The sequence below is a fragment of the Vibrio rhodolitus genome (genome assembly GCF_003350325.1).
In the GTDB taxonomy this organism is placed as follows: Bacteria; Pseudomonadota; Gammaproteobacteria; order Enterobacterales; family Vibrionaceae; genus Vibrio; species Vibrio rhodolitus.
On the sequence record NZ_QLYZ01000017.1, the window covers coordinates 78,196 to 105,052 of the forward strand.

Here is a 26,857-nt window from a genome sequence, read left to right on the forward strand (position 1 = left end):
ATTACTTCTCACCTATCGTTAACAGCGGTCCATTTTCGATATAAGCTAGCGACTCTAATACAATGCCATTGGTGTTGGCCGTGATCGCTTTGTTGGTGCGCCCATCAGACTCATAACGACCGGAGTACCAACCTTTTTTGTTTGAGTGCAATTCGCTCGCCTCTTGGATCAGTAAAACGGTATAGTCATCGTCATAGAGAGCGAACCAGCCAAAAGCTGCTTTAGTAGATAGGGTCTTAAGGTGTGATTGATCTTTGCCATCATCGGAAATGGCATTCCATTTTTTTCCGTCAGAGAAGACTGTGTTATAGACAAAGTATGGCGCTTCATCGACGTTATCTTCACTAACGGCTGTTAGAATTCCAGTCTCGTTATAGCGGCGTTGCTGCGCCTCATAAACACGATGGGCAAATATTTTAGATACACTGTCTGCACCAAACTCTATGCCATCGAGAATGTAGGACTCGCTTACCACATAGTTATGCGCATGATACTCAGCAGGATCGCGTTTATCAGTGGGAATTTGTATCCCATAGACATCAACCATCTGTAAAAAGTCTATGTATTTCATTGAATTGAAGACATCACGCCCCATTAGCGCCAATGACTTAGATGCGTATTCTTCGTAACCAATCCGCCCTTCTTGAACCAGTTCCATTTGGTCACCTTGCGCACTTGGCCTTGCACCAAACATATAGCCATCAATCAGCATCTCACCAACACTCCAATGGACTAATACATTGTTGACTTGCTGATTGAACTGCGGGTACTGCCAGATCAGAATATTCATCGGTACGAGAATTCGACCAATATCGATTGCAGACCACCCAATGCCATTGGCTTTGGGGTTATTTTCGTAGTCCACCATTTCTAGCGTCTGCGTGTTGTAGGCTTTGTTTGGCAATTTGCCATTGACCAAAGGCAAGCGTGCTAGCGTGGTCAGCGCTTTTTCCATCCGCATGTTAAACACATCACTCGAGATGATATTGAGCTTCTCAGCCGCGATAAGCCCCATCAAATAGGAAGCCGTATCCCACATCGTGGTTGAAGGGTAACCATCTACTGAATTGACCAATCCGGTGTTCTCTTGATAGTTATTTTCGAAATACTGCCAAGCAATGTTCGCCCACTCATACTCTTGTGCGGTCAGCACTCGACTTTGTTTAAAAGGAATCGACTCAGGAGCATCGAAAGAAATATTACCGAGCACTCGACCGCTTTCACGCGTTTCAATGGCAAAAGCGATAACCAGTGCGGTGGCAAGCCCAAGAATAAAAACGATGTGATGACGTGCATTCACCAATGCTTTCTTAAACTCCATATTTTAACTCCTCTGCATCCGTTGCAGCTTGCTGGTCTTCATCGACCGACGGTGGGGTCCAAAATGCTGCAGCCATCATGCCCCACATCGCCATCATGTTATTAATAATCCAAAATGTATTGAGAACTAAACCGCCGAAAGAATAATTGCCCCAAGCACCTGTGTTGTAACCGACCCACGCAAAGATGAGGGCAAATAAGCTGACAAAAAACACAATAGATTGAGGAAGAACAAGCTTGAAGAAGTTGCCGGTTTGTCTCTCTTTTGGCGTCGTTGGAAAACTAATTTTTCTTCCTCTAAGCACTGTCCATAACGCGCGTAAATTAACAGGGAAGAAAGATAAAAAGTTAGTTTTTCCCTTGTAGCCAGCGACTCCCCAAGTGCCAATCATCATCGCCAGTTCAGCGGTCAGCACATACGGCAAAAAGTGCATATAGAACGTCACGTCGTAAGCGCTCACAGGCGCAATCGAGGTCAGAAAATAGACGATTGGGCAGGCTAAGAAAATAATGTTCCAGATCGCCGAAAGGTTTGACCAAAAGCTCGCGCCATACATAAGCTTCTGCTTGAGGTTTAGTCCTTTGCGAAAGATAGGATTGTCATTCATAAAAATGTCGATCGAACCGCCCGAATACTTAAAGCGTTGCACTGTCCAAGTTTGCAAGTCTTGCGGAGATAGCATTTTACTCTCAACTCTTGGGTGCATTACCGACCGCCAATTACGCTCTTGGTCAGAATGCAGCACTATCGAAGTATAAAGGTCTTCTGAGACATGAAACTTATAAGGGGTAAATTCGGTATCAAACAGAATCTCATTGCGCAGATTGTCTGATACGTCTTTATCGACTTGCTTTTCTTTGGTTAAGCGACGGATCTGGCGCTCAACTTCATCTTGTTCCTTGGTAATTTGCTCTGCATAAGCACGCAGCGCCGCTTCCATTACCGCCTCTCGGCGATGGATGGAGCCTGCACCACAGCAAAACGAAGCGTTTGCCCAATTACGTCTGCGTTGAATAACGTCGTAAAACATCTGCGGGTCGTTAACAAACGGGTCTTCACCTAGAGTAACCGGTCCATAGAAACGCTCTACACCCTTGCCAACGGGCTCTGCCCAACTGCCCAGTTTGCGTTTGAGGAAAGCAGGAAGACGCTCACCTTCAGGTATATCAAAAAACCACTGTGGCGTTTGGACCCAAGCGACATTCGGGTCTCTAAAGTAACCAAGCGTGTTTTCCAAAATAGTCGGAAAAGGTCGCGTATCCGCATCACAGATGACAACGAAATCACCATAGGTTTGTTCCATCGCGTTACGAAGGTTACCTGCTTTAAAACCAATATTGCCTTCACGAGTGATGTAGCCAACTTGCATTTCTTCTGCCATGGCTTTCATTTCTTCACGCTTACCATCATCAAGGATATAAATATTAATATCGATATCATGTGGGTATCGAATACGCTTGGCATCAAGAATGCTGAGCTTTACCAACTCAGGCTCTTCATCGTAACTCGGGAAAAACACATCAACGCTGATGGGACGATCTTCATCTGTCTCATGGACACATTCTGCTAGCTTGAATGGCGGCTCACGTTTAGGTTCGTCTTTCACTTTCCACAAGTTATAGGTAAACAACATTGAACCAATAAACGCACAAGACTCTGCAAAAGCCAACGGAAGGGAAAACCAAAGAGCATCATAATTAAGTGCGAATGACCAACGCCACCACAAATACCAAATGCCAAGCGTCAAGTTGCATGTCGCTAAATACTGATAGAGCAGTTCTCTTGGAATACTATGTGGAACAGGTTCTGGCGGAACACGATGCTCGAAGCTCTTAAAATAGTGATCCATCCTTGTTCTCCCTATTAAAACTTACGTTGCTAGCTGAAGCTTTTATGGGTAAAGCCCTAATCGAACTCTACCAACACCTTAACCATGACAAAGGTGTTTTTATCACCCTCTTTTTTTAGCTCGACCGAATCCATCAGACTGGAGACGATGATGAAACCTCGCCCTGATGTCGTCCATGTCGATTCATCTTCAGGATCTGGCTCAATAAACTGATTACTAAGCTTGCTGTCTAATTCTTGCTGTGACATTGCAGAGCCACGATCAGAAATAGACAACTTCAATTGTGGAGGCGCTTTAGTATAAAACTCGCACTCTAACTCAATCGGCAAGCCTTCCTGTTGCTGGTATGCATGTAAAAATGCGTTGTTCATCATTTCAACAATGCACAACTCAACTTGCGAAGAGAACTCCTCTTCAATCCCCGCTTGCTGCCAAAAATCATTTAGTTCACTGCACGCCTCTCTCGAAGCATCTAAAGAGCTAGAATAAGTACTGCCAAACCGCCTTATTTGGCTATTGGTCATCCCTATTTCCCTTAGTCATTAAATTGATTTAAGCGCATCAGACACCCTATCTTTAGGATTTGAGCGCATATGACGCCACTGCATTCCTTCACAAGGTTTTCCATCATGCCCAATACAGTAATTGCCAAAAATGGTTTGTTGGTTCACTTGCGTATTTTCACCAACATGAATGTTGTCGAAAATGAGAGATGCCTCAACGTGACAATTCGCATCCAATACACAATTGGCACCAATGAGAGCAGGACCAACAATGTTTGCGGAGTCATCAATTTTACAACCACTACCAATCACCGCTGGCGGTTGTATATTGCACTTATCCAAGTCAACCACTGTATTAATACCGAGCCAAATACCCGCTCTGACTTGAGTACCTGGTATGCGATAGCCTGGTACTTTGCCGTCCAAGATGTCTTTCGTCACACCCCAGATATCATGAATGTTCCCCACATCAAGCCATTGAAACTTCAAATCAACAGCGTAAAAAGGCACGTGTTGTTCAACTAATTTAGGGAACAATTCGCTACCAATGTCATATTCTTGATCTTGAGGAATATAATCGAAAATAGCCGGTTCAAAGATGTAAATTCCGGTATTGATTTGGGTTGAAAGCGCTTCTTCTTTGGCAGGTTTTTCTTGGAAACTTGTCACTTGTCCACGTGAATCAGCAACCACTACCCCATATTTTTCCACTTCATCGGGCAAAACATTCTTAGTAATAATCGTCGCAATTCCACCCAATTTTTTGTGCTGTTGAACCGCGTCAGTCAAATCCAAGTCAATCCAAGCATCACCACAGACCACCACAAAAGTCTCATCAAAAAAGCCTGAAAACTCTTGGATTTTTTTCATCCCACCAGCAGACCCTAGCGCTTTACTTACGTACTCACCATTTAGCAATTCACCTTCATAGGAGTAAGAAAGCTGCACACCGAAATGGTGACCATCACCAAAATACCCTTCAATCACTTCTGCTAAATGACTGGTGTTAATCACTATTTTGCTGACATTGTGTTGGGCAAAGAGCTCAATCATTGACTCCATAACAGGCTTACCCAAAATTGGGATCATGGGTTTGGGAATCGATTGAGTTATTGGACGAACTCGCGTCCCTTTACCGGCGGCTAAGATCATTCCTTTCATTGCCGTCTCCTCTAGGCAGCGGTCGTCAATGCGGTTTCTACGCTATCGTAAGTCTTAATCAAACGATCCATACGCGTAAGCTTAAACAGGTCTTGGACTGGCTTCTGTGGGCTCGCAACGCTGATCCTTTTGTCTCGCAATAGCTTATACACGCCCATCACGGCACCAAGACCACTGCTATCCATAAACTTTACCGCGCCAATATCAAGCACTAAATGGGGAGCGATATCGCCCATTATCGACTCAATTTGGTTTCGAAACTCTGGAGCTAACTTCGCATCAAAACGCTCTTCATCTATTCGAAGAACTGTGCTGTCGCCTTTTTCACTAATTTCATATCGCATAAATTCTCTCCCTTGGTAGAGCCTTTCCATTCAGCAACTAACAAGCTCACATCATCATCAAAATTTTCGGTTTTCCGCCAGTCTTGCACCGACTTGACCAGCATGGCGGTCTGCTGTTGTGTCGGATATTGATTTAGATTTGCGATGGTCGAACGCAGCCCATCTTCTGAAAATTGATCCTCTCCGTTATCAGCCTCTGTGATGCCATCAGAGTAAAACCAAACTCTATCTCCAGCTTCTAATTGAATGCTAGAGGCTTGGTATTCGACATCATCAAACGCGCCAACGACAAAGTTATCGTGACCAACTAACTCGGTAAGCGTACGGTTGCCTCGGTACCACACCAATGGTGGGTGCCCTGCACAGCAATAAGACAGCAACCCAGTTTTGGTATTAAGCACCGCGTAGATCATTGTGAAGTAAAGAGCATTGGTTGAAGAACTGGAATAGATTTGGTTAAGCTTTTCTACCACCCCTTCCGGCGGAACAATTTGCCTGCCGCTTTCTGTCGAGCGAACCACAATAGAAGACTCACCACTTAGCAAGGAGAGACTTTGCTGAACAGAAAACGACATTAAAGCGGAAGAAACGCCATGACCGGCAACATCAATGAGGTAGAAAGCGACATTGTTATCATCAAGTTGCATGTAGCCCAACATGTCACCACCAATCTGTGCGCTCGGAATCGAGACATAGCTGAGCTCTAAAAACGGGAAATGCTTTTGCTTTGGCAGTATCTGCTTAATAAGGTCCCCTGCCGATTCGAGATCGCGTTTAATGGTCTCGTAAGCTGTATCTAATTGGTGGTTTTTCTGCACAACTTCATTGTGTAACGCGAGAGTACGAAAACCTGCGTGAATACGTGCTTCAAGCTCTTCTACCGAGGTTTTTTTGTCGACAAAGTCATCCGCTCCAGCATCAATACCGGTCACGATCGACTCTTGATCGTTTTTTGAAGAAAGGAGAACAAAAAAGATGTAACGCCCATACTCTCTGTTTTTTAGAGTTTGGCAAAGGTCAATGCCACTCATACCCGGCATCAACCAATCAGATAGGACAAATTGGATGCTGTCTTGCTTAGCAAGCACGTTCAAAGCCTCCTCACCGCTTGTTGCGGTAAAGACTTTAAAGCCTTTTGACTTAAGTACCGACCCCATATAAACCAAGATGGTTCGGCTGTCATCCACCAGCAGAATTTCCTTCATTCCTAGCCTTATGATTATTCGTTATTTTTAGTTTTTATGGCTGTTAATTTCAGTTAAGAAGTCTACCTCCGTCACTGATCCAGCCATTATTTAGCAAGCCCTATAACTTTAGGTTAGACTCAATTAGTAGCAATGCAAATAATTTGGTATGTTTTTCTTTACCTTACCTAAGATCGCTCGCTTTACTTTGGTCGGATTTGTTACCGAAAATGGAAGAATAAAGATTGGTAAAATGGTTTGTTAGATTTGGCTTCTTTTTCGCACTCTTAGTTAGGGTGTCTTATGCCTATGCTGACCAGTATCATGCCTATACCAGTCCTCATGCAGTGGTGCCCTCTAATCATGTTCTAACCCACTCCCCCACATTAACCAAAGAACCAATTTCTGAACCTGATGAGCTTGATGATATCTGGCAAGGCGTCAGCAGCTCTTTTGATTTCCCGTATCAAGAGTGGGAAGGAAAAACCTTTCTTGATGGTTTAAGTGGGAATATCGGCTATCACCATCCATTGGCAGAAACAGAGTCAGCCAACTTACCTGCGGGTGCCACTAGCGGACCTAGCAATACCAATACAACTTCGACACTCTCACTAAAATATTCCATTGCGGGTGCATGGTTTGTCTCAGGTACCCTCTATTACTATTGGGATAGCGACCAACAGCAAGCTTGGAATCCCGATTTTACCTATGTCTTTGGCTATAGTGATTGGCGTCCTTACACCCTTAGTTTGGTTTACTCTAACTATGGCGGAAACCGCTTCTCGCCGAGCGGAGAAGAAAAAGTCACTAATTTTAACCAAGGCACTTGGTCGCTAGGTTGGAAATTTCCTATCACGAACCCAGTGAAAGATTGGCTCACTTTTACCCCCGAAGGAGCGATTGGCTGCCAAATTGACTATAACTACACACCAGAATTTTTCGACCTTGCCTCGACTTCTTATCAAACTGCATTGCAAACTGTGAGCCTTGGCTGCAAGTATTCTATTTTTGGTAATTGGTACATCAACGGCACGGCGTTTTACTATTTTGACAGATCACAACAGCAACCGTGGAACCCCGATTTCACCTATGGTTTTGGCTATTTTGACTGGCGACCTGGTACCATTACTTTGCAATATAATAACTATTCTGGGAATCGTTGGCGTTCATCTGAGCGAGGAGAAGACACCGGGCGTTTCAAAGATGGCTCTATTACACTTGCATATAGCTTCTCATTTTAATTCTATCCTTCTGTTTTTCCGTAACTAATAAACTTTCGTAGCAAATCCGTCTCCAACGACTAGGCTTTAAAAATAAGCTCAAATATGAATCTGGTATCACAATTGCTATATACAGATTCCACCCAGTAAGGCTAGGAGAAGGCATATGGAAGGCACCAAACATGATGATGTAATCGTTGGCACCAGTGAAGACGATGCAGTAAACAGCCGTTCAGGAAACGATGAGATATCAACACTTGATGGTGATGATTTTGTCGCTGCTGGTGAAGGCAGTGACACGATCGCGGCAGGTGATGGCGCCGATACCGTCCTCGGTGATATCGAATATCAACTCAATGAGGAAGAGACTCCACAAAATAATAATGATCACTCGTGGGGAACCGCTGCCACCATCTATGAGCACTCGTCTGAACAAGGTGAAAAAACAAGCCACTCTCTGAAATTGGATAACTTTGCGGTCAATCAAGCGGTGCAAACATCAACTTCAGCAAGTGGTTTTACGGAACATGAAGAAGTCACCATCGAAATCTCAGATGAACAAGGAAATGTCATCGCGACACAGGTTGCGGCGGTTGACCAAAATGGGCAAATTACCGTCAATGTCGACATTCCTGAATCTGATCTTCCTGCCGATGGCAGTGTCGTGATCACCTTCCTTGATCAGCAATCCAATCCAATCTCCCAAATCGATGATATGAATGTGCAAGTGCGCAATATTTACAATGACACCATTGATGGCGGTGCGGGTGATGACATTCTAAAAGGTCAACAAGGCGATGATACGATTTACGGTGGCGAAGGTAATGATTTCCTTGATGGTGATATCAATGACGATACCTTGCATGGTGGCTCAGGCAACGATGTGTTAGTCGGCGGCTCTGGTGATGATGCCCTTTATGGCGACGAAGGTAACGACACCCTACTCGGCTCTGACGGGGATGACAAACTCTATGGGGGCGACGGCGACGACCTTCTGATGGGTGAGTTAGGTGATGACCACCTCGAAGGCGGAGATGGGAACGACACACTTATCGGCGACGATGGTCAAGATACTTTGCTTGGTGGCGAAGGTCACGACAAACTCTTTGGTGGTAAAGACGCCGATACCTTAGCAGGTAACGCCGGCAATGACGAAATCCACGGCGAAGAAGGTGATGACACCATAAGCGCCGGAGACGGGAATGACTTTGTCCTCGGCGGAACTGGCACAGACAATATCAGTGGTGGTCTTGGCGAGGATTTACTACTAGGCGGCGATGGTGATGACATCGTCACTGGTGATGACGGACACGATACGTTAGTCGGTGAGTTAGGTGATGACCACCTCTCTGGCGGTGAAGGCAACGATACCTTGTATGGCGATGTGGGTGACGACACTTTGATCGGTGGCGCTGGCGATGATCAGCTATACGGTGGTGAAGGTAATGACACTATCGAGGGTGGCGAAGGGCACGATGTGATTCACGCTAACGAAGGTATCGATACCATCACGACCGGTTTGGGCGATGATCAAGTCTACGCTGGCAGTGGTGATGACATCATCAACACAGGGGAAGGTAACGATACGGTATTTGGCGAGACTGGCAATAATACCATCGATTCAGGAAGTGGCGACGATACTATTTATACCGATGCGGGCAACGACTCCATCACCTCCGGCGAGGGTCATGACACCATCTATGCTGGCGACGGTGACAATACGCTCGTTACCGGCGACGGTGATGACCTGATGTATGCGGGTAGCGGTGCCGATTCAATCTCCACAGAAAGTGGTCATGACACAATATTTGCTGGTGATGGCAATAACACAATCGACTCGGGTAGCGACAATGACACTGTTTATGCCGGAAGCGGAAGCGATAGCGTCACGTTAGGGAGTGGTCATGATAAAGCCTTTACAGGTGATGGTGCCGATACGATTTATGCTGGCGAAGGAAACGACCAAGTCTTCGCTGGCGGCGGTGACGATAAAATCCTAGGTGAACAAGATAACAATCAGCTATTTGGTGAAGCTGGCAATGACCAATTGATTGCAGGTGCCAACGCCAGTGAGCTGTATGGCGGTTCAGGGCAAGATACTCTAACTGGCTCAGAAGAGAGCGACAAGCTTTATGGCGGCTCAGATGATGACTCAATCAACGCCAATGCGGGCGACGACATCATCGAAGGTAATGAGGGTAATGACACCATAGATGCTGGAGAAGGTCACGATACCGTATTTGGTGGACAAGGCGATGACCAAATCACTGGCGGCGTTGGTAACGATACTCTGATTGGTGACAGTGGCGATGATACCCTACTTGGTGGCGAAGGTGACGATGTCCTCGTTGGTGGTAAAGGGGCTGACACACTTGATGGCGGCAGTGGTCGCAGCGAAATCTACGGTGAAGACGGTGACGATACTCTGATTAGTGCCGATCAAGACGACCTACTCTCTGGCGGCGCTGGCAATGACAATATTAGCTCTGGTTTGGGTGCTGATACGGTCTTCGCTGGTGCTGGCGATGACCAAGTTGAAACTGGAGAAGGTAACGATACCGTTTATGGTGAATCTGGCGTCAACACCATCAATACAGGGATCGGTGATGATACCGTCTATGGCGGTACAGACTCAGATACAATTAGCACCGGAGAAGGCATTGACCAAATTTTTGCTGGCGCTGGTGCTGATAGCATTGATGCTGGTGAAGGCGATGACCATATTGACGCTGGTGAAGGTAACGACTTGGTACAAGGGGGAGCAGGTAACGATGCTCTATTTGGTGGCGGCGGTGACGATGAACTCATTGGCGGTGAAGGCTATGACTTTATCGCAGGCGGTGCCGGCAACGACACGATTCGTGATGATGGTCAAGACACCATTTTGGGCGAACAAGGTAATGACACTCTATATGCAGCTCAAACGGGCAGTCACAATATTTTCGGCGGCGAAGGTGACGACACCATCATAGGGAGTGATGTTGCCGATACCCTTTATGGTGGCGCGGATGCTGATACGATTACAGGTGGCAGTGGCGACGATGTGCTGTATGCCGGTGAAGGCGCTGATAACATCGATGCCGGTACAGGCAATGACACCGTGTATGGCGAAGCCGGTAGCAATACGATTTTACTTGGTGAAGGTGACGACACCCTTTACGGCGGTGCTGGTGCAGATAATGCTGTTGGTGGCATAGGAAACGATACCCTCTCAGGCGCTGGCGGAAACGACATGTTAAGTGGCGAACAAGGACAAGATCTCATTGATGCTGGCGAAGGTAACGATACAGTCTCTGGCGGTGACGACAGCGACCTAATATTTGGTGGTGGCGGTAATGACCATTTATCCGGCGATAGTGGTAATGACGAACTCTATTCTGGAACAGGCAATGATCAACTCTTTGGCGGAGTCGGTGAAGATAAGCTTGTTGCTGAAGGTGGCACCAACACCCTCTCTGGCGGCACAGACAATGACATTCTTTTAGGAGGTAGCGGCGCTGATACATTGCTTGGCGGCGATGGCGACGATTACCTTGAAGATGACTCCAACAGCAATACCCTTGATGGTGGCGACGGACAAGACACGATTAAACTCGCAGGGGCAAACAACAGCGCCTTAGGCGGTGCAGGTGATGACACAATTGAGTCAACTGGCGCAGGTTCAAGCCTTATCGATGGCGGCGAAGGCAATGACACCATTAAAGCCTCAGGAGACAATAATGTTCTCACTGGCGGTTTAGGTAATGACTCTATTCAAGTATCAGGCACTGGTTACAACCAAATTGATGGTGGTGATGGTAGCGACTCCATCTCCGCACAAGGCGGAACCAACATTATCTCTGGTGGCGTAGGCAATGATGTTATTTCTGTCGCCAGCGGAACGAACACCATCGACGGCGACGAAGGCAACGACCAAATTACTACCGGTAGTGGCGTAGATGCTCTTTCTGGTGGTGCTGGACAAGATACGCTAAGTGCTGGTGATGGTGCAGACACTCTCGATGGTGGCGCCGACCACGACAAGCTCTATGGCGGTTCTGGCGATGACAGTCTACAAGGTGGTGACGGCAATGACTCACTGTGGGGGCAAAACGATCACGATACGCTAGCTGGCGGTTTGGGAAATGACTATCTATCCGGCGGCTCAGGCAATGATACGCTACATGGTAACGAAGGCGATGACACACTGCGTGGAGACTCCGGAAATGATGAGCTCTGGGGCGGTGACGGTGCTGATAACCTAAGTGGCGGTGGTGGCAGTGACACACTTTACGGTGAGGATGACAATGATACCCTCTCCGGCAATGGGGGTAATGACATGCTTTATGGTGCAAAAGGTGATGACAAACTATCTGGTGGTTCTGGCGAAGACTACGTCTCAGGCGGAGAAGGCAATGACACGCTAAATGGCAATGATAACGCTGATACGCTCGATGGTGGTATTGGTAACGACTCTCTCTCCGGTGACTCTGGTGATGACACCTTGTTTGGTCAAACCGGTGATGACCTCTTAGATGGTGGCTCAGGGGTTGACCAACTCTTTGGTGGTGCCGGTAATGACACGCTAGTATTTGACTCGGAAGAGTTCGAAGGTGGCGAAGGCAACATGGTTCACTTTAGCGGAGGGGCGGACTTTGATGTACTTTTAGTCGGTGATGACAACGAAACGAACATGATTGATATGAGCCACAACGCCTTTCAAGAACTTGAAGGGGTCAATATTAACTCTACCGATACAGAGCTTGCCCTAGCACTTGATAAAATCGCAGCCAACAACACCGCGGGCGAAACCGCAGGACAATTCGTCTGCACTGGCGCAAGTAGCATTGACCTAAGTGGTTGGGGATGGCAACTCACCGAGAGCAACATCGAAATGAGTGATTCACTACAAAGCATCTATCAAGCAAGCAACATCGATACTGGCTCTCTCTACGGCTATCGCTTTGAAAATGAATCCGGTCAAGAAGTGGTCCTCTGGAGTGACCTAGACAGCAATGATATTAACTTCCCTGAAACTAATGATGTTTAAGCTGGAACGTTAAATTGCGGATGCAGGAAAGCGGCGCATCGCGCCGCTTACGAGGAGTGCGACGTAAAGCAAAGTTTTACCTACGGAACGCAAGCTACGGATGTGGGAACGTAGAGCAAAGCTCTACTTATGGAGTGGTATATCGTATTCTCAAGTGTTCTGCTCTAAAAAGCAGTGCTCTCCATGAGCGAAGCGCTCGGTAACTAAGTGTTCCCTCCTCCCGCATCCGTGAGCGCAGCGTTCCAATCTATACCAACTGCTTATAACATTTTTGCTCGCAATTTGGGCAATGATAAGCGTGGCGATCCACCTTGGCGGCGCAGTGAGGGCAATAGCCATGACGTCGATCTTGGCTACACAAGATTAGAATCAAGCCTATCGGTCCTAAAACATAACCAAGCAAAATACCCGCTACTGTGTTTTTCTTGTGGTAACCAACAAGCGCAGACACAACCATGAAGAAGCCGTAAAAACAGAGCCAAAATAACATCTCGTCGCTCATTACACTTCCCTCATTGCTTTGCCCACACCCACCATTATTGGGCTAACTAGGTAATCCCATAACGTGCGCTCCTCACCAAGGATTAGCACTTCAGTCAGCATTCCGGGATATAATTCTACACCATGGTGTTTGACCAGCTTATCGACAGCATCTGCATCAAAGCGAATCGTAACCAAATAGCCTTGTGTTGCTTGTTCATCCCCACCTTGTACCACTCTGTCTGCCGAGACATGCAATACTTGCCCTTCCACTGGCGGTGTATTGCGCGCACTGTATGCGGTTAAGCGCACACGCGCCTCTAACCCAGGGCGAACAACATCAATATCTTTCGGTGAAACTACCGCTTCAACAATCAGCTCATCACTATCCGGTACGATTTCCATTAGGATTTGACCTGGCTTAATCACGCCACCAATACTAGCGATATTCATTCCAACTACCTTGCCAGCAAATTCACTGCGGATAAGGATACGTTCGCGAATATCCAGTGCAGTAGTGATCAATTGCTGCACATCCCTAAGTTCATCATTCACAGCTTTAAGCTGGGTTGCGTATTCTCTTTGTAGTTCAAGAAGTTGGTTTTGATAGCTTTGGTGCAACGACTCAAGCTCTCGTTGGGTAACATCAATGGTGAGACTGATTTCCGCAAGCTCTGCATCAATGCGAGCCTTATGACGCAATAACTCTAGCATACGAGTTTTTGACACATACCCTTTTTCAACCAGACCTTTTGTCATGGCAACTTCTTGCTGAACCAAATCTCGCTGGGTTGAAATGGCTTTTTTCTGAAATTGATTGCCTTTGATTTTCTCTTCAAATAGCGCGAGTTGTTGCTGATACTGAGAATCTAACAGCTGCTGACGTAACTTCGCTTGTTCGAACTGGACGATTTCGCTACGTAAAAGTGCCTCAACCACCAAGGTTTCATCCCCTTGCTGTAACACTTCAGACCAAGTGATCGCCGCTTTATCTTCATTTAGCGCAATAAGCCGGGCTTGCTGAGCAAGCAAAGAATAACTGCGATAGAGAAAACGACGATAATCCGCTTCTGCTTTAGTATCAGACAGTTCAATCAGTGGTTGTCCAACTTCCACCTGCTGACCTTCTTTAACAAATACTTGCTTAACCCAACCACCTTGCAAATGCTGAATTTGCTTACGTTTACTCTCAACCACCAAACTGCCTTGCGCGACCGACGCAGAGCTTAACGCCATATTCATCGACCAAAATAAGAAACCGCCCACGGTAAGCAACGAAATAATCGTACCTGCTACAATTAAGCGCTTTGTACTAAATAGTTCCATATAACGCCTCCTTAAGCAGTTTTCGCTTTGGTCTGTGAAATAGTCTCACTTTCAACATGTAAGCCAAGAAACTGCTCACAAGTCCCCGCTTTTTCAACTTTGCCATCTTTGAGTTTGATAACCCAATCCATCTGGCGCAAAAAGCCCGGTCGGTGACTAATCATCACCACAGTAATTTGCTTCTCTTTGCAATGTTGCAACACTATCGCAAGCGCCGTTTCCCCTTCAGGGTCAAGATTCGAGTTAGGCTCATCCAAAACCAGTACCTTAGGGTTAGAGTAGACTGCGCGCGCAAGTCCAATACGTTGCTTTTGCCCACCAGATAGCAGTACCCCACCCTCACCAATATAAGTGTCATAGCCTTCAGGAAGCGCCATAATTAACTCATGGATACAAGCCAACTTGGCTGCATGTACCACTGCATCGTCATCCCCTTCGGTAAAACGGCAAATGTTTTGCTTTACCGTCCCAGCAAGCAAGCCCACATGTTGCGGTAAGTAACCTATGTATTGCCCAAATTGGTTGAGATCCCACTTCTCTATACTCGCCCCATCAATCATGATCTCCCCCATGGTTGGAGGATAAATCCCCATCAGCAGTCCCGCTAATGTCGACTTGCCAGAACCGGAATTGCCCATCACTGCCAAGGCATTACCAGCGCCTAGTTTAAAGTTAATCGCTTGAATAGTTGGCTTACGCGCATTGGGAAACTTTAAACTCACATTGGTAAATTGAATTTCACCCTTAGGCTCTGGCAACAGTGTCTTTTTGGTTTGCTCTTGCTCTAAAACCACTTTGTTTAAGCTTTGCCAAGCTTTAAAAGCGCTATACCAAGACTTCCAACCACTCACTGCGCTTTCAAATGGGCTAAGTACTCGACCAATAAGAATTGAACTCGCGATAACAGCACCAATCCCGATATGTTGTCCTAACGCAAGGTAGACCCCACAGGTCAGCACCGCGACTTGTAATAAAGTGCGAGCATAACGGCTAATCGCCAGCAAAAGACTCGCACGAGAATTTACCAACCACTGCTGCTGCAAAACTTGAGCATTTGTCTCTTGCCAAGCCTTACCGACGTTTTCACTCATTCCCATCGCTTTCAGTGTGGGGGCATTTCTCAAATAATCATTCAGTTCCATGCTCACTTTAGCGGTTGTCTCTTGCGCTTGCGCACTCATCTTACGTCCACCTAGCATCATCAAAAGTGCAAGTGCTGAAAAAACCACAACCCCAACCAGAGCAACCAAACCAATGTATGGGTGAAAAGCAAATAAGAGCAGCAGAAACAAAGGTGTAAATGGTAAGTCTAGAATTGAACTGGTCGAAGGTGAGACGAGGAAATTACGCAAAGTGGTTAAGTTTTGCAGCGCATGCTTCTCAATACGATTGGCTTTGGATGAGGCTGCAATGCTACCAGCCAAAAGATGACCACTTAACGTTGCGTCCAATTTGAGCGCTGAACGCTGCATAAGCATGGTGCGAATATGCTCTAGTAAAGCTTGTGAGGATACCAAGAAGAGTGTAATAGCCAAGAGTGCCAGTAAGGTTTCCACACTCGCACTACTCATCACCCGATCAAACAGTTGTAAACTGTAGACTGGCACCGCTAACACCAAAAAGTTGATGCCGACACTAAAGCTAATCGCTGCCCACAGCTCCTTTCGAACAGCATCGAAAGGATTTTTTATACCCAATTCCATCATCCAACCAACTTTGTTGCATATAGTTATAGATTGAGTATAGACCGTGTCATGCGCCTCGCTAGTTAAAGTAATTGATACTTCTGACTAATTTCATCTCCTGTCGCAAGCTCACGGTGGCTTTCTTTGATGATCCAATTGATCGGGTTTCTCACCCAAGGCTGTGGGTCGTCAAAAGGAAAATGATTGACGCCACGAAGTGCAACGACCTTCAAACCAAGTGACTGGCATGTTTCAATACAACGTTTGGCATGCCAAGCTTGAGCCACCACAATTACATTGAAACCAAGCTTTTTACTTTTGGCTCTCGCGACCACGTCAGCAGTAGTCTGATAGTCTAGATCAGCTATCGTAAAGTGATTGATATCAGCAAGATGAGAAGCAATCTCTTGTTGCAGACAAAGCGGTAGATTTGACGTTTGCTTTGTTAAGTCCCTGACAAGCGACGCCAGTTTGCTATTTGTTGACTCGCCATCGCCAAAGGAAAATGCCAATAGAAAATCAGCCTGTTCAATTTGACCAAAGTCATCGGTATAGAGGGTTTGATTTTGTAGATAATCGAACACGCGAGCTCTTGATTCCTCAGTAAGAGGATACTCACCCGAGGCGTATTGATAAATAGGATCTTGCGGCAAGGGAGAAGCAAGCAAGCTTAAAGGGGCAGCCCCAAATGATTCAACGAAAGCACGGAAATATTGCATTATTCTCATACCTAACTAAATACAAATCCATTTAGCCAGAACTGTCCGTTGAATTATTTTTTATGATTGTTATTGCAAAAACACAAATTATGTTCGGTGGTGAATATAAACCCCGATAAAAAAGTCTCAACCTCTTTTTCAACTCTAGCTCATATTCTTCTTATAGGTCGATTTTAGTTGGCTCACACAATACATTTAAAAACGTCCGACTATTCATACCGATGTAGCAAATAGTTAATCTTGTATTATCATTATCTTAGGATTGAAACTGAACGGATACTCCTACTTGGAATCACGCCGATTAACTGCCTCTATCATTACAGGATTGCTGATCTGCTTGCCAATAATTTGTTTGGCAAGCGCGGATAGCATGGATGAAGAGATCAGCTTTTATGGGCAACGAAGTGTCACTTCACCACAGCATCAGAAGCAAACGACACCTCAATTCCATCGACGAGTCATTGCCCCACCCATAGTCCAAACGCATGAGCAAGATGAAGATATTGCGGCAGATTTACATCAACAGCTTCCGATTCGCTATAAATTAAGCCGCAATGAATTACTGTTGGCAAAGAAAGCACAGCACTACATCGATAACAATCGGCGCGCGAAAACGGGGCTTTGGGATTCAGTGCAAGGCTATGCGCACACCACCATGTGGGATGTTGGCAGCGGCATTGCTGCCACCATGGCGTTAGAAGCACTACAGTTAAAAAGCCGCGAAGAAGCGCATATTGAATTATCTCAAACGCTAGCAACATTACATCAATTACCCTTGTATAAAGATCTATTGCCTAACCGTGAATACAGCACCAAAACAGGCAAGCCGTCGGGAAGCCTCAGTACAACAAAAACCAATGGGAATGGCTGGTCTGCGCTCGATATTGGTCGTTTGCTGATCTGGCTTAATATCCTTTCAGAGCAACACCCTGAATTCGAACCTCAAATCACGGCTCTGGTGAAAAAATGGCAGCTAGAAAAAGCGGTCCACCAAGGCACTTTATTCGGGACAAAACTCTACAAAGGCAAAGAGTACTATCGCCAAGAAGGTCGACATGGCTATCTACAATACGCGGCAACGGGCTTTAAGATGTTTAACTTTGATATTCCACTACCAAAACTGGAGCGTTATATCAAAACCGTAGACATCTCTGGTTCTAACATTGAAGTGGATACCCGCAACGTGCCATTTTTAACCAGTGATCCATTTGTTCTAGCTAGTATCGAGTTTGGGCAAAATGGAGGTTGGAATCAGTTAGACACAATCTATCAATTACATAAGCAACGCTCAATTGCCGAAAGCAAACTATACAGTTACGCAGAAGATGCGATGAACAAAAACCCTTGGTTCGCCTATAACAACCTGTTTTATTACGGTCAGCCTTGGACAAGCGTTAGCCCTGCGGGCAAAGTTATCGAGAACCCGCAAACTTTTAGTCACAAAGTCGCCTTCGGTTTCAGTGTTTTATTTGAGGATGAGTTCAGTGAGCAACTATTCCAATCTGTACTAACCAATAGCCTGCACGCACGCTCTATTCCGACTGGGAAATATGAAAATGGCGGGCTCAACACCGCATTCAACATTAATACAAATTCACTTATCTTAGTCGCGCTCTGGTACAAACAAAATGGTAGGCAACCTATCGCCCATGTAACAGAATCAGAACACTAAGATAGCAGTAGCCAAAATATCGACTAGGCTTTGAATATCAACAATAAAAAAGTAAATCTGTCATGGCTACTCTCAAACATTCTATTCGACTACAGATGCTTCTCGCCAGTGCACTTATTCTTGGGCTTGTAGTCGCGTTTGCCTCTCTGAATCACTATTACAAAAGCATGGAAGCCGAACTGCGTGAGTTGCAAGTCTCCATCTCTGATTCAGAAGCGCTAATGCTGGAAGTTCGTCGCCAAGAAAAGGACTTTCTAAGCCGAGTAGATAAGCAATATATTGAAGCGACACTTAGCCGAGCTAACGAGCTCAAAGCAAGTATCGATAAAATTAAGCAAACACTTGAGAAATATCAGTTTGATTTTCAGTTTTCAACTGAAGATGTCATTGCGTCCGTCAACAGCTATTCACAGACATTTGAAAACCTTTCTAAAGTACAGTTGTTTATTGAAGGTGAGGATAAAACAGGTCTAATTGAAGAGTTTAAAAATGCTTGGTTTCAGTTAGAAAAGACGATGCTGGTCAATGGCGACGAGCGCTATCATCAAACCATCATTGACCTTCAAGAGAGCACCTATTACTTTTTCCGTACGTTTGATGCTGAGCAGTTAGTCAACTCGCAGAATTTGCTGTTTAAACTCTCTTTTCTTTCAGCCGGAGATAGCGAACAAGTCCGTGATGTTATCTTCGCTTATCAGCAGAAATTTAATCAATTACAAAAAGCCTATCAAGAGTTGGGCTATAGCCACAATGATGGTCTACACGGAGCACTGCGTCGTGATATCCACGACGTAGAGAGTAAACTCGCGGTCATGCACAAGCACATCCCCGAGCAGATTCAGAAACAATTGGAAGCCATTGATCACGAAACGCATCTAGTGATGTTGGTATTAACACTCTGCCTCGCCCTGATTTTAGGCTACGCAACTTGGTCGATCGCGAGACTTGAGCGCAAACTGGTTAAATCGGAAACAGAAGCGCATATTTCTAACAAGGCCAAAAGCACCTTCTTGGCGAATATGTCACATGAAATTCGCACGCCGCTCAATGGCATCATTGGTATGTCACAAATAATTGCTGACACCACACTCACCCCCAATCAGCGTGATTACTTACATGCGATTGATACTTCGTCACAGACGCTGCTGATGTTGATTAATGATATTCTTGATCTGTCCAAGATCGAGTCTGGGCATATTGAAATTACATCTTACCCATCTGATGTGCGTGATGCAGTGTATGACACCGCAGCGATGATCGCTGTAAAAGCAGCAGAGAAAAATGTCACACTCGATGTGGATATTGGCAGTGAAACGCCATTTAATGTCAAAGTCGATGAGCATCGACTACGCCAAATCCTCATGAATCTTGTCTCTAATGCGGTTAAATTCACCGCACAAGGTAAGGTTACAATTAAAGTTGCCGCCGAAATGGATGCAGGGCAATGCAACTTAACTTTCTCAGTTATCGATACCGGGATCGGCATCGACAACTCAAAACTTGAAGATATTTTCTCACCGTTTAAACAAGAAGATAGCTCAACCACTCGTAACTTTGGTGGCACAGGGCTTGGGTTGAGTATCAGTCAGCAACTCGTTGCCTTGCTCGGTGGTCAGTTGCAGGTAGAGTCAGAGAAAGGTGTGGGCAGCCGCTTCTACTTCACCTTACCAGTAGAGGTGCTTGAACGTATTCCGCGCAAACAACCCACTGTTGCAGAACACGCCTGCATTGTTTGTCATGAAAAACAAATCGCTGATGATTTAGAACGTTCTCTTCTGTTTTATGGCATCAACAAAGTCACTCATATCAGCAATATTTCCCACAGCGTAGATTGTGACGTTTTCTTTCTCTTGCATGGCGGCAGCCAAAGTACGCTGGAATATATTGAAAAGCTGCATAAGTTGTCTCCAGCAACGCCAATTATCATTATCCAAACCCTCGAATCTGGTGGCATTGATTATGAAGACAAAGTCGATGGCATTATTAAATACCCGATATTAGGCTCGCGTGTAATTAGTGCGATTACCCAATCAAAAGAAGCCATGAGAGAGAGGATGCTGCACTACAGCGCTAAAATTCAGCATCCACCACAAGAGAGAAAGCACAATGGTCGCGTTTTGATCGTTGAAGACAATCGCGTTAATCAACAAGTCGTCTCACTCTTTCTTAAAAAAGCCAGTTACGAATATGACATTGCCAATAATGGCTTAGAAGCGCTGAATAAAATCAAGCAAGGTCAGCGCTATCAAATCCTGCTGATGGATTGCATGATGCCTGAAATGGATGGTTTTACCGCAACCGAAGAGATCCGTAGCCACGAAAAAACCAATAATTTACCGTCCACTCCAATTGTGGCGTTAACTGCCAGTGTGCTTGATCAAGATATCAAACGCTGTTTGGATGTAGGTATGGATGACTACCTCGCCAAACCGCTTAAGAAAGACAAGTTGTATTCGATACTCGAGAAGTATATTTAGTTAGTCAGGCATGGTTACACATATCCGTATTAACTCATGGCTGATTAATATTCAAATCTTGAACACTTATGCCTATACTGCACACCCTTTTGCAAAAGACAGAACAGCATGATCATTTTCACAACCAACTTTGGTGACATCACCATCGAACTCGACCAACAAAAAGCGCCGGAAACCACTAAAAACTTCTTACGCTACTGCAACGAAGGCTTTTACGAAAATACGCTGTTCCACCGTGTTATCGACGGTTTTATGATCCAAGGTGGCGGTTATGAACTTCGTGATGATGGTTTTGCTGTCAACATGGTAGAAAAACGCACCCACGCACCAATTGCTAACGAAGCATTCAACGGCTTAAAAAACCTGACTGGCTCAATCGCAATGGCAAGAACAGATGCACCGCATTCTGCAACTGCCCAGTTTTTTATCAACTTAGAAGACAATGACTTCCTCGATCACAGCGGCAAAACCAATTACGGTTGGGGCTATGCAGTATTTGGTAAAGTCACCATGGGTATGGATGTCGTGAATCAAATCGCCAAAGTCGATACGATTACGCGCTTCGGTCATGAAGATATGCCAGCGCATGATATCGTGATTGAAAAAGTAACGGTTAAGTAAGCGTTAAACTATAGGTGTCGGGGCTCTCAATGAAAGCGCCGACCCAAGCGCAAACAAAAGTCATCATAAATCGATAAAATCACTTTACGCTCATTATGACCGTTCAAGGTCTTTCTCTTCATTACGCAGCAACAGATGCAATTTTTGGTAATCACTAATCTCTAACTTACCGTCGATTTTTCTAACCACGCCATTGTCGAGTAGCTCTTTGACTGCGCGTCGATACACGCGATCCGAGCAGCCAAAGCGGTCAGACTCATTGAGGGCAACAGTAAACGAACGGTTAGGTTTTAGGTTCTGCACGCGCTGCTCTATATCGTAGGCGATTCGCGCCGTAATTGGGTTGAGCAGCTGAAAGATTAAATTGCGCGTGGCATTTTGATAGTTGATCGCAAGGTTTTTGGCTAAGAAAACGGCGACTTCACTATGCTCAATGACTATCTTTTCAAACAGAGAAATCGGGATCGCTTTTGCCACGAGATCGTCATAGGCTTTAATGCTGAATTGGCAGGGCTTACCAGTAAAGGCTTCCATCTCACCAAAAATCTGATTGATGCAGAAGAACAAACCAAAGCTGAACACGCGCCCATTATTGCAAGATGATTCGATAGTACACATATTCATATCGACCAAGTAGATGGTATCAACCACCTGATCTTGCCTAAGGATATACTCTCCTTTCGCAAACGCCTTCTCTTTGGGATTACTCTGATTAATTAAATCGAGCAACAACGCTTGTCCACGTTCAGCAATAGACTCAAAGTGACGCATAATACCCTTACCAATATGGATTCATCTGCAATTGATACTAAAACGGGCGCATCCGAAGACACGCCCGAGCAAGCTTTCCTAGCTATAAACGTTACTAGCTGGATTAGAAAGCTAAGTTTTGCCTATTATTTGAGGGTTTTAGCAAAATTGCCAACTTTATCGGTAACTTTGCTCCACTCTTGTTTGTGCTCAGCTAAATCAACCGTCAACAAACGTCCATTTTCGACAATGACTTTGCCATTAACTATGGTGTATTCGACGTTTTGTGGGTAGGCAGCAAATGCTATGGTTGAGAACGGATCGTAGTTAGGTTGCATGTTTGGCGAATCTGTTTCAAAAATCACGATATCCGCTTTTTTACCGACTTCCAATGAACCGATTTCATCTTGCATATTCAGCGCACGTGCACCGCCAATAGTGGCAAGCTCCACCAGCTCATACGGCGAAAACTTAGAGTTATCTTGATGAATAGTACGCGCGTTCATCGCGGTATAACTCATCACCGTCAGCACATCGTTTTGGTTTGATGACATAGGGCCATCAGTTCCAATTCCCAAATCAATACCTTTACTGTGCATCATCCAAGCCGGGCTTTGACCGTTTGCCCCTTTGAGGTTGGATTTAGGGCAGTGAACCACGCCAACGTTATGTTGTTTCACAAGCGCCATATCACTTTCATCTAAGTAGTTCATGTGAGCAGCAACTAAGTTGTCACCGAGCACATTGAGCGACTCTAAATACTCAACCACAGATTGCTCTTCGCTCATTTGTTTAGAGAACTTTCTCACTCCAGCATCTTCCCAGCGAAACTCTGCAAGGTGAGTGAGCATTGGCACATCGTATTTATCCGCCAGTTGTTTAGATTTAATCAGATACTCGGCAGAAACAGTGTAAGGCGCGTGAGGAGCCACCGCTGGCACAATAAGCTCATGTCCTTGCCATTCTTTGATAAACTTTTCCGCATATTCCAAGCCGCCATAAGGCTGTTTGGCATCCACCACCGGAAAACCAATCACGGTCTCACCCATTACGCCGCGAATACCAACCTCAGCCACGGCTTTTGCCACTTCATCCTGATGGTAATACATATCAGCAATCATAGTGGTGCCAGACAACGCCATCTCCATTGCTGCTTGGCGTGAAGCGGTGCGGATTAGTTGGCGATCAAGCATCTCTTTTTCCAGCGGGAACATCACTTGTTTTAAGCGGTTCTCTACCCCACTCTCGCCTAAACCACGAAATGCCGTCATGCCAATATGCGTGTGCCCATTAACCATTCCCGGCATGACAATTTTGCCACGACCATCAATAACGCGCTCTGCACGGTATCCTTGCGCTACTTGCGCGTCACCAATAGCGACAATCTGGTTTCCCTTGATGACGATAGAACCGTTCTCAATGATTTGCGTCTTACCATCCATCGGTAGGATTTGGGCATTATTAATAATAATCGTTGCTTGAGTATTGGCGCTCACATCAGAGGCATAGGCAGCAGTAGCAAGCAGGATGCTCGTTGCCAGTAGGCTTTTGCTTAATAAGTTCATTTTGACACCCTAAAAATAAAATCCACCAATCCTAGTTTTAGGGTGTATTGCTCGATAGGACATTTGTCCGAATAGTGATTGTTGATTTCACAAAACGGTTAACTGATAGGATGGCTATGGCAGTTCAAAACACTGTAAAGGCTACTCTGACTCACTTAGCGCAAATTGAATCTCATCAGAAGAAAACCCTTTACGGCTTAGCATCGCGTAAGCCTTACTGCGCTCACTATGAACACTAAGGTCATACGATTTTTTACCGAGCTGTTCAAGGCAAGAGGTGTAGAAGTCGAGTTGTTCTGAGTTAATCAGCTTTTCAACTAGGGCATCAAGGTCGGTAATATCAATTTTACGTTGACGCAGCTCTTGGCGAATCACCGTCAGTCCTTTGCCTTTGCGGGCATATTTGAGCACTTCCTTTTCGAGATCCGCTTTTTCAGCCTTAATCTCAAGGTTGGTTTTCAGTTGTTCGAAACAAGCATGCTGTTTTATCGCTTGGCTTACTTGAGCATAACTAAAGCCGCGCTTTTGCAGCGTCGCGATAAGCTTTTCTTTGCTCATGGTAAACGCCTGATAATAGTTGTTCACCCGTTGATTAAGCATGGCTTGCTCATCTATGTTTAGTGCCGCTTTCACTTTGGCGATGGCTTCATTAACTAGCGACTCATCGAGCCCTTTCTTTTTGAGTTTGTCGCGAATGTACGCACTGCCATACTCATTGAAAAACGAGCGCTCGGTGAACTGCTCAGCAAACTCTTTGTCGGATTTTAAATACCCAAAACCACGCAGCTTTTCTAAGGTATCGTCAATCCACTCTTGGTTGTCCGTCTTTAACCGCAACTTCGCTAACAGCTCTGCTTCAGTGAGATCCTTCTGACCTAAGTGCCATAGCGCTGAGTTCATTACACTTTCAATGCGTCTGGCTTTTCTTACTCGGTTTTCTTCTGGCTGCAAACTTGAGGGCTCGATTGTTGAAATGACACCTGAGAGTTTACACCAATCATAATCACAATGAAGCGCTAAATGCGTAGCCCTTTGACAACATATAATGCTTGTGTTGCGCTACTTGGCTGCTATTATGTCGCGGTAAACCCTTAATCAGTAGAGGCGCGCTGCCTATCAGTACCCGTGCGGAGGATGATCCCGATGATGCCGGAGAAAGGAGTCAGCGCCGAAGTCACTTGAGCCATCATGCCAAGTGGCTGGGTCTGTGTCGAATAGGCACAGAACTGCCATAGTATTAATTCCTATGGAGCGCTACCTGAAGGGGTAACAAGTCTTTGTCATTCCTTCAGACGTCTTTGTTACACCTCTTTTCGGTAGATCTCCACCTTATTGCAGTAGGTGTAGAGATTATGAACCTCATAAATTTTTCAGACTCTTTAATGTCTGTGATACCGCCAGTTCTGGCGGTGATTCTAGCCGTGACGACGCGTCGCGTGTTGCTATCACTTGGCGCAGGTATTATTGCCGGCGCTTTGATGCTAAACCATTTTTCCCCACTTGAAACAGCACATTACCTGTTTGGCAAAGTGCTTAGCTTAGTTTGGGCTGATGGCGCGCTAAACAGTGAAAATGCCAATATGATCATCTTTATGTTGCTACTAGGCGCTTTGATCAGTTTGATGAGTGTCTCTGGCGCAACGCAAGCTTTTGCCGATTGGGCAGCAGTACGCTGTAAAGATCGCCGCAGTGCTAAGTCTCTGACGGGTCTAATGGTATTTATCTTCTTTATCGACGACTTTTTCCATAGTCTCTCAGTTGGTGCTATTTGTCGCCCAGTGACGGATCGCTTCCAAATCTCACGCGCGAAACTGGCTTACCTTCTCGACTCAACAGCAGCACCTGTGTGCGTACTGATGCCGATTTCTTCATGGGGCGCTTACATCATTGCTCTGATTGGCGGCATCATGGCAGCTCATGGCGTAACAGACCAAAGCCCGATTTCTGCATTTGTTGAAATGATTCCAATGAACCTATACGCAGTGTTCACTTTGGTCATGGTTTTATGTGTGATCGCATTTCAGCTTGATATCGGTCCAATGCGTAAGCATGAAGAATGGGCTCTAGAGGGTAAATTATGGGATGAGTCTCGAGGTCGTCCAACCGGTCTCGATATTGAAACGCCTGAGAACAGCAACGGCGGCATGATCGATATGGTTTTGCCTATCCTAACGCTAACTCTAGCGACCGTTTACTTTATGATTGATTCAGGCTCAGCCGTTCTAACAGAAAAAGGTCTGCCATTTAGCGTGATCGGCTCATTTGAGAACACTAACGTTGGCTCATCATTAGTGTATGGCGCGATGTGTAGTTTGGTGGTTTCGATTGCGTTAGCACTGCGCCTAAAGCTAAGTGCTAAAACCTGGATGCAAGCCGCGCCGCAAGGTATCAGCGCGATGATGCCTGCGATTGTGATCCTATTCTTTGCTTGGACGATTGGTTCAGTAGTACGTGACATGAAAACAGGCATGTACCTAGCTTCAATGGCAAACGGTAACATCCCAGTTGAAATGCTGCCGGCTGTGGTATTTGTGCTCTCTTGTGCGATGGCATTTGCAACCGGTACCAGTTGGGGCACCTTTGGTATCATGCTGCCGCTAGCGGGTGATATTGCTGCAGCAAGTGATGTTCAAATGTTGCTACCTATGCTTTCTGCCGTATTGGCGGGCGCAGTATTTGGCGATCACAGTTCACCAATCTCAAGCACCAGCATTCTGTCGGCAACCGGCGCTGGCTGCCACCATATGGATCACGTCCTAACTCAGCTACCTTACGCAACTTCTGTCGCTTTCGGTGCCCTACTCGGTTACGTAGCCATTGGTTATACCCATTCAGCAATGATCGGCATGGCAGTCAGCGGCGCTTGGTTCTTAATGTTCTGCTTATATGCAATGCGTAAGAATCAACCTATCTTAACTACCGCCAAAGCGGCAAGTTAAAGCGCTAAGCCA

At 45.6% G+C, this 26,857-nt stretch carries 19 protein-coding genes and 1 riboswitch; of the genes, 6 read left to right on the forward strand and 13 right to left on the reverse strand.

All coding sequences use genetic code 11. The features are described from left to right. Position 1 precedes the first annotated feature (1 nt). From DPF93_RS15525 to DPF93_RS15550, 6 genes are read right to left on the reverse strand one after another with little or no spacing between them, the layout of a single operon-like run. On the reverse strand, positions 2–1,321 hold the full coding sequence (locus DPF93_RS15525; RefSeq protein ID WP_114767035.1) for a DUF3131 domain-containing protein: 1,320 nt from the start codon (positions 1,319–1,321) through the stop codon (positions 2–4). Beyond that, complete coding sequence (locus DPF93_RS15530; protein ID WP_114767036.1) at positions 1,311–3,170, reverse strand: glycosyltransferase family 2 protein; 1,860 nt, start codon at positions 3,168–3,170, stop codon at positions 1,311–1,313. Before DPF93_RS15530 ends, DPF93_RS15525 begins: the two co-directional genes overlap by 11 nt. Positions 3,171–3,226: 56 nt before the next feature. Further along, positions 3,227–3,694, reverse strand: coding sequence for an ATP-binding protein (locus tag DPF93_RS15535; RefSeq protein WP_114767037.1), 468 nt, complete (start codon positions 3,692–3,694; stop codon positions 3,227–3,229). 18 nt (positions 3,695–3,712) lie between these two features. Continuing rightward, the gene (locus tag DPF93_RS15540) at positions 3,713–4,834 is read right to left on the reverse strand and encodes a nucleotidyltransferase family protein (protein WP_114767038.1); all 1,122 of its coding nucleotides are present in this window, start codon (positions 4,832–4,834) and stop codon (positions 3,713–3,715) included. A gap of 11 nt (positions 4,835–4,845) precedes the next feature. Continuing rightward, entirely contained in the window at positions 4,846–5,178 is a 333-nt protein-coding gene (locus DPF93_RS15545) for an STAS domain-containing protein (RefSeq protein WP_114767039.1), read from the reverse strand. Next, the gene (locus DPF93_RS15550; protein WP_114767040.1) at positions 5,130–6,383 is read right to left on the reverse strand and encodes a PP2C family protein-serine/threonine phosphatase; all 1,254 of its coding nucleotides are present in this window, start codon (positions 6,381–6,383) and stop codon (positions 5,130–5,132) included. Before DPF93_RS15550 ends, DPF93_RS15545 begins: the two co-directional genes overlap by 49 nt. 224 nt (positions 6,384–6,607) lie before the next feature. Here DPF93_RS15550 and DPF93_RS15555 point away from each other — a divergent pair, with 224 nt between their 5' ends. Together DPF93_RS15555 and DPF93_RS15560 are read left to right on the forward strand one after the other, a co-directional pair. Beyond that, a complete protein-coding gene (locus DPF93_RS15555) occupies positions 6,608–7,603 on the forward strand; it encodes a hypothetical protein (protein ID WP_244204739.1) in 996 nt (331 codons plus the stop codon). Positions 7,604–7,748: 145 nt separating this feature from the next. Then, complete coding sequence (locus DPF93_RS15560) at positions 7,749–12,611, forward strand: beta strand repeat-containing protein (protein ID WP_114767041.1); 4,863 nt, start codon at positions 7,749–7,751, stop codon at positions 12,609–12,611. A 247-nt stretch (positions 12,612–12,858) separates the two neighbouring features. Here the strand turns inward: DPF93_RS15560 and DPF93_RS15565 are convergent, their stop codons facing one another. The 4 genes from DPF93_RS15565 to DPF93_RS15580 form a co-directional block, all read right to left on the reverse strand. Further along, positions 12,859–13,113 carry a hypothetical protein gene (locus DPF93_RS15565; protein WP_114767042.1) on the reverse strand — a complete coding sequence of 85 codons (255 nt, stop codon included), beginning with the start codon at positions 13,111–13,113 and terminating at the stop codon, positions 12,859–12,861. Next, the gene (locus tag DPF93_RS15570; RefSeq protein WP_114767043.1) at positions 13,113–14,417 is read right to left on the reverse strand and encodes an HlyD family type I secretion periplasmic adaptor subunit; all 1,305 of its coding nucleotides are present in this window, start codon (positions 14,415–14,417) and stop codon (positions 13,113–13,115) included. Before DPF93_RS15570 ends, DPF93_RS15565 begins: the two co-directional genes overlap by 1 nt. An 11-nt stretch (positions 14,418–14,428) precedes the next feature. After that, positions 14,429–16,114, reverse strand: a complete 1,686-nt coding sequence (locus tag DPF93_RS15575) for a type I secretion system permease/ATPase (RefSeq protein WP_244204740.1) — start codon at positions 16,112–16,114, stop codon at positions 14,429–14,431. Positions 16,115–16,185: 71 nt separating this feature from the next. Then, a complete protein-coding gene (locus DPF93_RS15580; protein ID WP_114767045.1) occupies positions 16,186–16,821 on the reverse strand; it encodes a hypothetical protein in 636 nt (211 codons plus the stop codon). Between the two features lie 286 nt (positions 16,822–17,107). Between DPF93_RS15580 and DPF93_RS15585 the strand changes: the two genes are divergently transcribed. The 3 genes from DPF93_RS15585 to DPF93_RS15595 all read left to right on the forward strand — a co-directional run bounded on the left by DPF93_RS15585 (position 17,108) and on the right by DPF93_RS15595 (position 21,591). After that, positions 17,108–18,493, forward strand: a complete 1,386-nt coding sequence (locus DPF93_RS15585; protein WP_244204741.1) for a DUF3131 domain-containing protein — start codon at positions 17,108–17,110, stop codon at positions 18,491–18,493. Positions 18,494–18,555: 62 nt separating this feature from the next. Then, a complete protein-coding gene (locus DPF93_RS15590; RefSeq protein ID WP_114767047.1) occupies positions 18,556–20,970 on the forward strand; it encodes a hybrid sensor histidine kinase/response regulator in 2,415 nt (804 codons plus the stop codon). Positions 20,971–21,078: 108 nt separating this feature from the next. Continuing rightward, a complete protein-coding gene (locus tag DPF93_RS15595) occupies positions 21,079–21,591 on the forward strand; it encodes a peptidylprolyl isomerase (RefSeq protein WP_114767048.1) in 513 nt (170 codons plus the stop codon). Between the two features lie 93 nt (positions 21,592–21,684). Here the strand turns inward: DPF93_RS15595 and DPF93_RS15600 are convergent, their stop codons facing one another. The 3 genes from DPF93_RS15600 to DPF93_RS15610 form a co-directional block, all read right to left on the reverse strand. Then, a complete protein-coding gene (locus DPF93_RS15600) occupies positions 21,685–22,362 on the reverse strand; it encodes a Crp/Fnr family transcriptional regulator (RefSeq protein ID WP_114767049.1) in 678 nt (225 codons plus the stop codon). 125 nt (positions 22,363–22,487) lie between these two features. Next, positions 22,488–23,906, reverse strand: a complete 1,419-nt coding sequence (locus DPF93_RS15605) for an amidohydrolase family protein (protein ID WP_114767050.1) — start codon at positions 23,904–23,906, stop codon at positions 22,488–22,490. A 141-nt stretch (positions 23,907–24,047) separates the two neighbouring features. After that, the gene (locus DPF93_RS15610; RefSeq protein ID WP_114767051.1) at positions 24,048–24,806 is read right to left on the reverse strand and encodes a RecX family transcriptional regulator; all 759 of its coding nucleotides are present in this window, start codon (positions 24,804–24,806) and stop codon (positions 24,048–24,050) included. A 191-nt stretch (positions 24,807–24,997) separates the two neighbouring features. Next, positions 24,998–25,171: riboswitch (Lysine riboswitch) on the forward strand. A gap of 87 nt (positions 25,172–25,258) precedes the next feature. On the opposite strand from DPF93_RS15610, the gene DPF93_RS15615 reads away from it, so the two are divergent. Beyond that, on the forward strand, positions 25,259–26,845 hold the full coding sequence (locus DPF93_RS15615; protein WP_114767052.1) for a Na+/H+ antiporter NhaC family protein: 1,587 nt from the start codon (positions 25,259–25,261) through the stop codon (positions 26,843–26,845). The last annotated feature ends 12 nt before the right edge of the window (positions 26,846–26,857 follow it).

Coding starts and splice junctions, on each gene's coding strand:
- DPF93_RS15525 (WP_114767035.1), bottom strand. CDS start 1,321: ATGGAGTTTAAGAAAGCATTGGTGAATGCACGTCATCACATCGTTTTT.
- DPF93_RS15530 (WP_114767036.1), bottom strand. CDS start 3,170: ATGGATCACTATTTTAAGAGCTTCGAGCATCGTGTTCCGCCAGAACCT.
- DPF93_RS15535 (WP_114767037.1), bottom strand. CDS start 3,694: ATGACCAATAGCCAAATAAGGCGGTTTGGCAGTACTTATTCTAGCTCT.
- DPF93_RS15540 (WP_114767038.1), bottom strand. CDS start 4,834: ATGAAAGGAATGATCTTAGCCGCCGGTAAAGGGACGCGAGTTCGTCCA.
- DPF93_RS15545 (WP_114767039.1), bottom strand. CDS start 5,178: ATGCGATATGAAATTAGTGAAAAAGGCGACAGCACAGTTCTTCGAATA.
- DPF93_RS15550 (WP_114767040.1), bottom strand. CDS start 6,383: ATGAAGGAAATTCTGCTGGTGGATGACAGCCGAACCATCTTGGTTTAT.
- DPF93_RS15560 (WP_114767041.1), top strand. CDS start 7,749: ATGGAAGGCACCAAACATGATGATGTAATCGTTGGCACCAGTGAAGAC.
- DPF93_RS15565 (WP_114767042.1), bottom strand. CDS start 13,113: ATGAGCGACGAGATGTTATTTTGGCTCTGTTTTTACGGCTTCTTCATG.
- DPF93_RS15570 (WP_114767043.1), bottom strand. CDS start 14,417: ATGGAACTATTTAGTACAAAGCGCTTAATTGTAGCAGGTACGATTATT.
- DPF93_RS15580 (WP_114767045.1), bottom strand. CDS start 16,821: ATGCAATATTTCCGTGCTTTCGTTGAATCATTTGGGGCTGCCCCTTTA.
- DPF93_RS15590 (WP_114767047.1), top strand. CDS start 18,556: ATGGCTACTCTCAAACATTCTATTCGACTACAGATGCTTCTCGCCAGT.
- DPF93_RS15595 (WP_114767048.1), top strand. CDS start 21,079: ATGATCATTTTCACAACCAACTTTGGTGACATCACCATCGAACTCGAC.
- DPF93_RS15600 (WP_114767049.1), bottom strand. CDS start 22,362: ATGCGTCACTTTGAGTCTATTGCTGAACGTGGACAAGCGTTGTTGCTC.
- DPF93_RS15605 (WP_114767050.1), bottom strand. CDS start 23,906: ATGAACTTATTAAGCAAAAGCCTACTGGCAACGAGCATCCTGCTTGCT.
- DPF93_RS15610 (WP_114767051.1), bottom strand. CDS start 24,806: ATGAACTCAGCGCTATGGCACTTAGGTCAGAAGGATCTCACTGAAGCA.
- DPF93_RS15615 (WP_114767052.1), top strand. CDS start 25,259: ATGAACCTCATAAATTTTTCAGACTCTTTAATGTCTGTGATACCGCCA.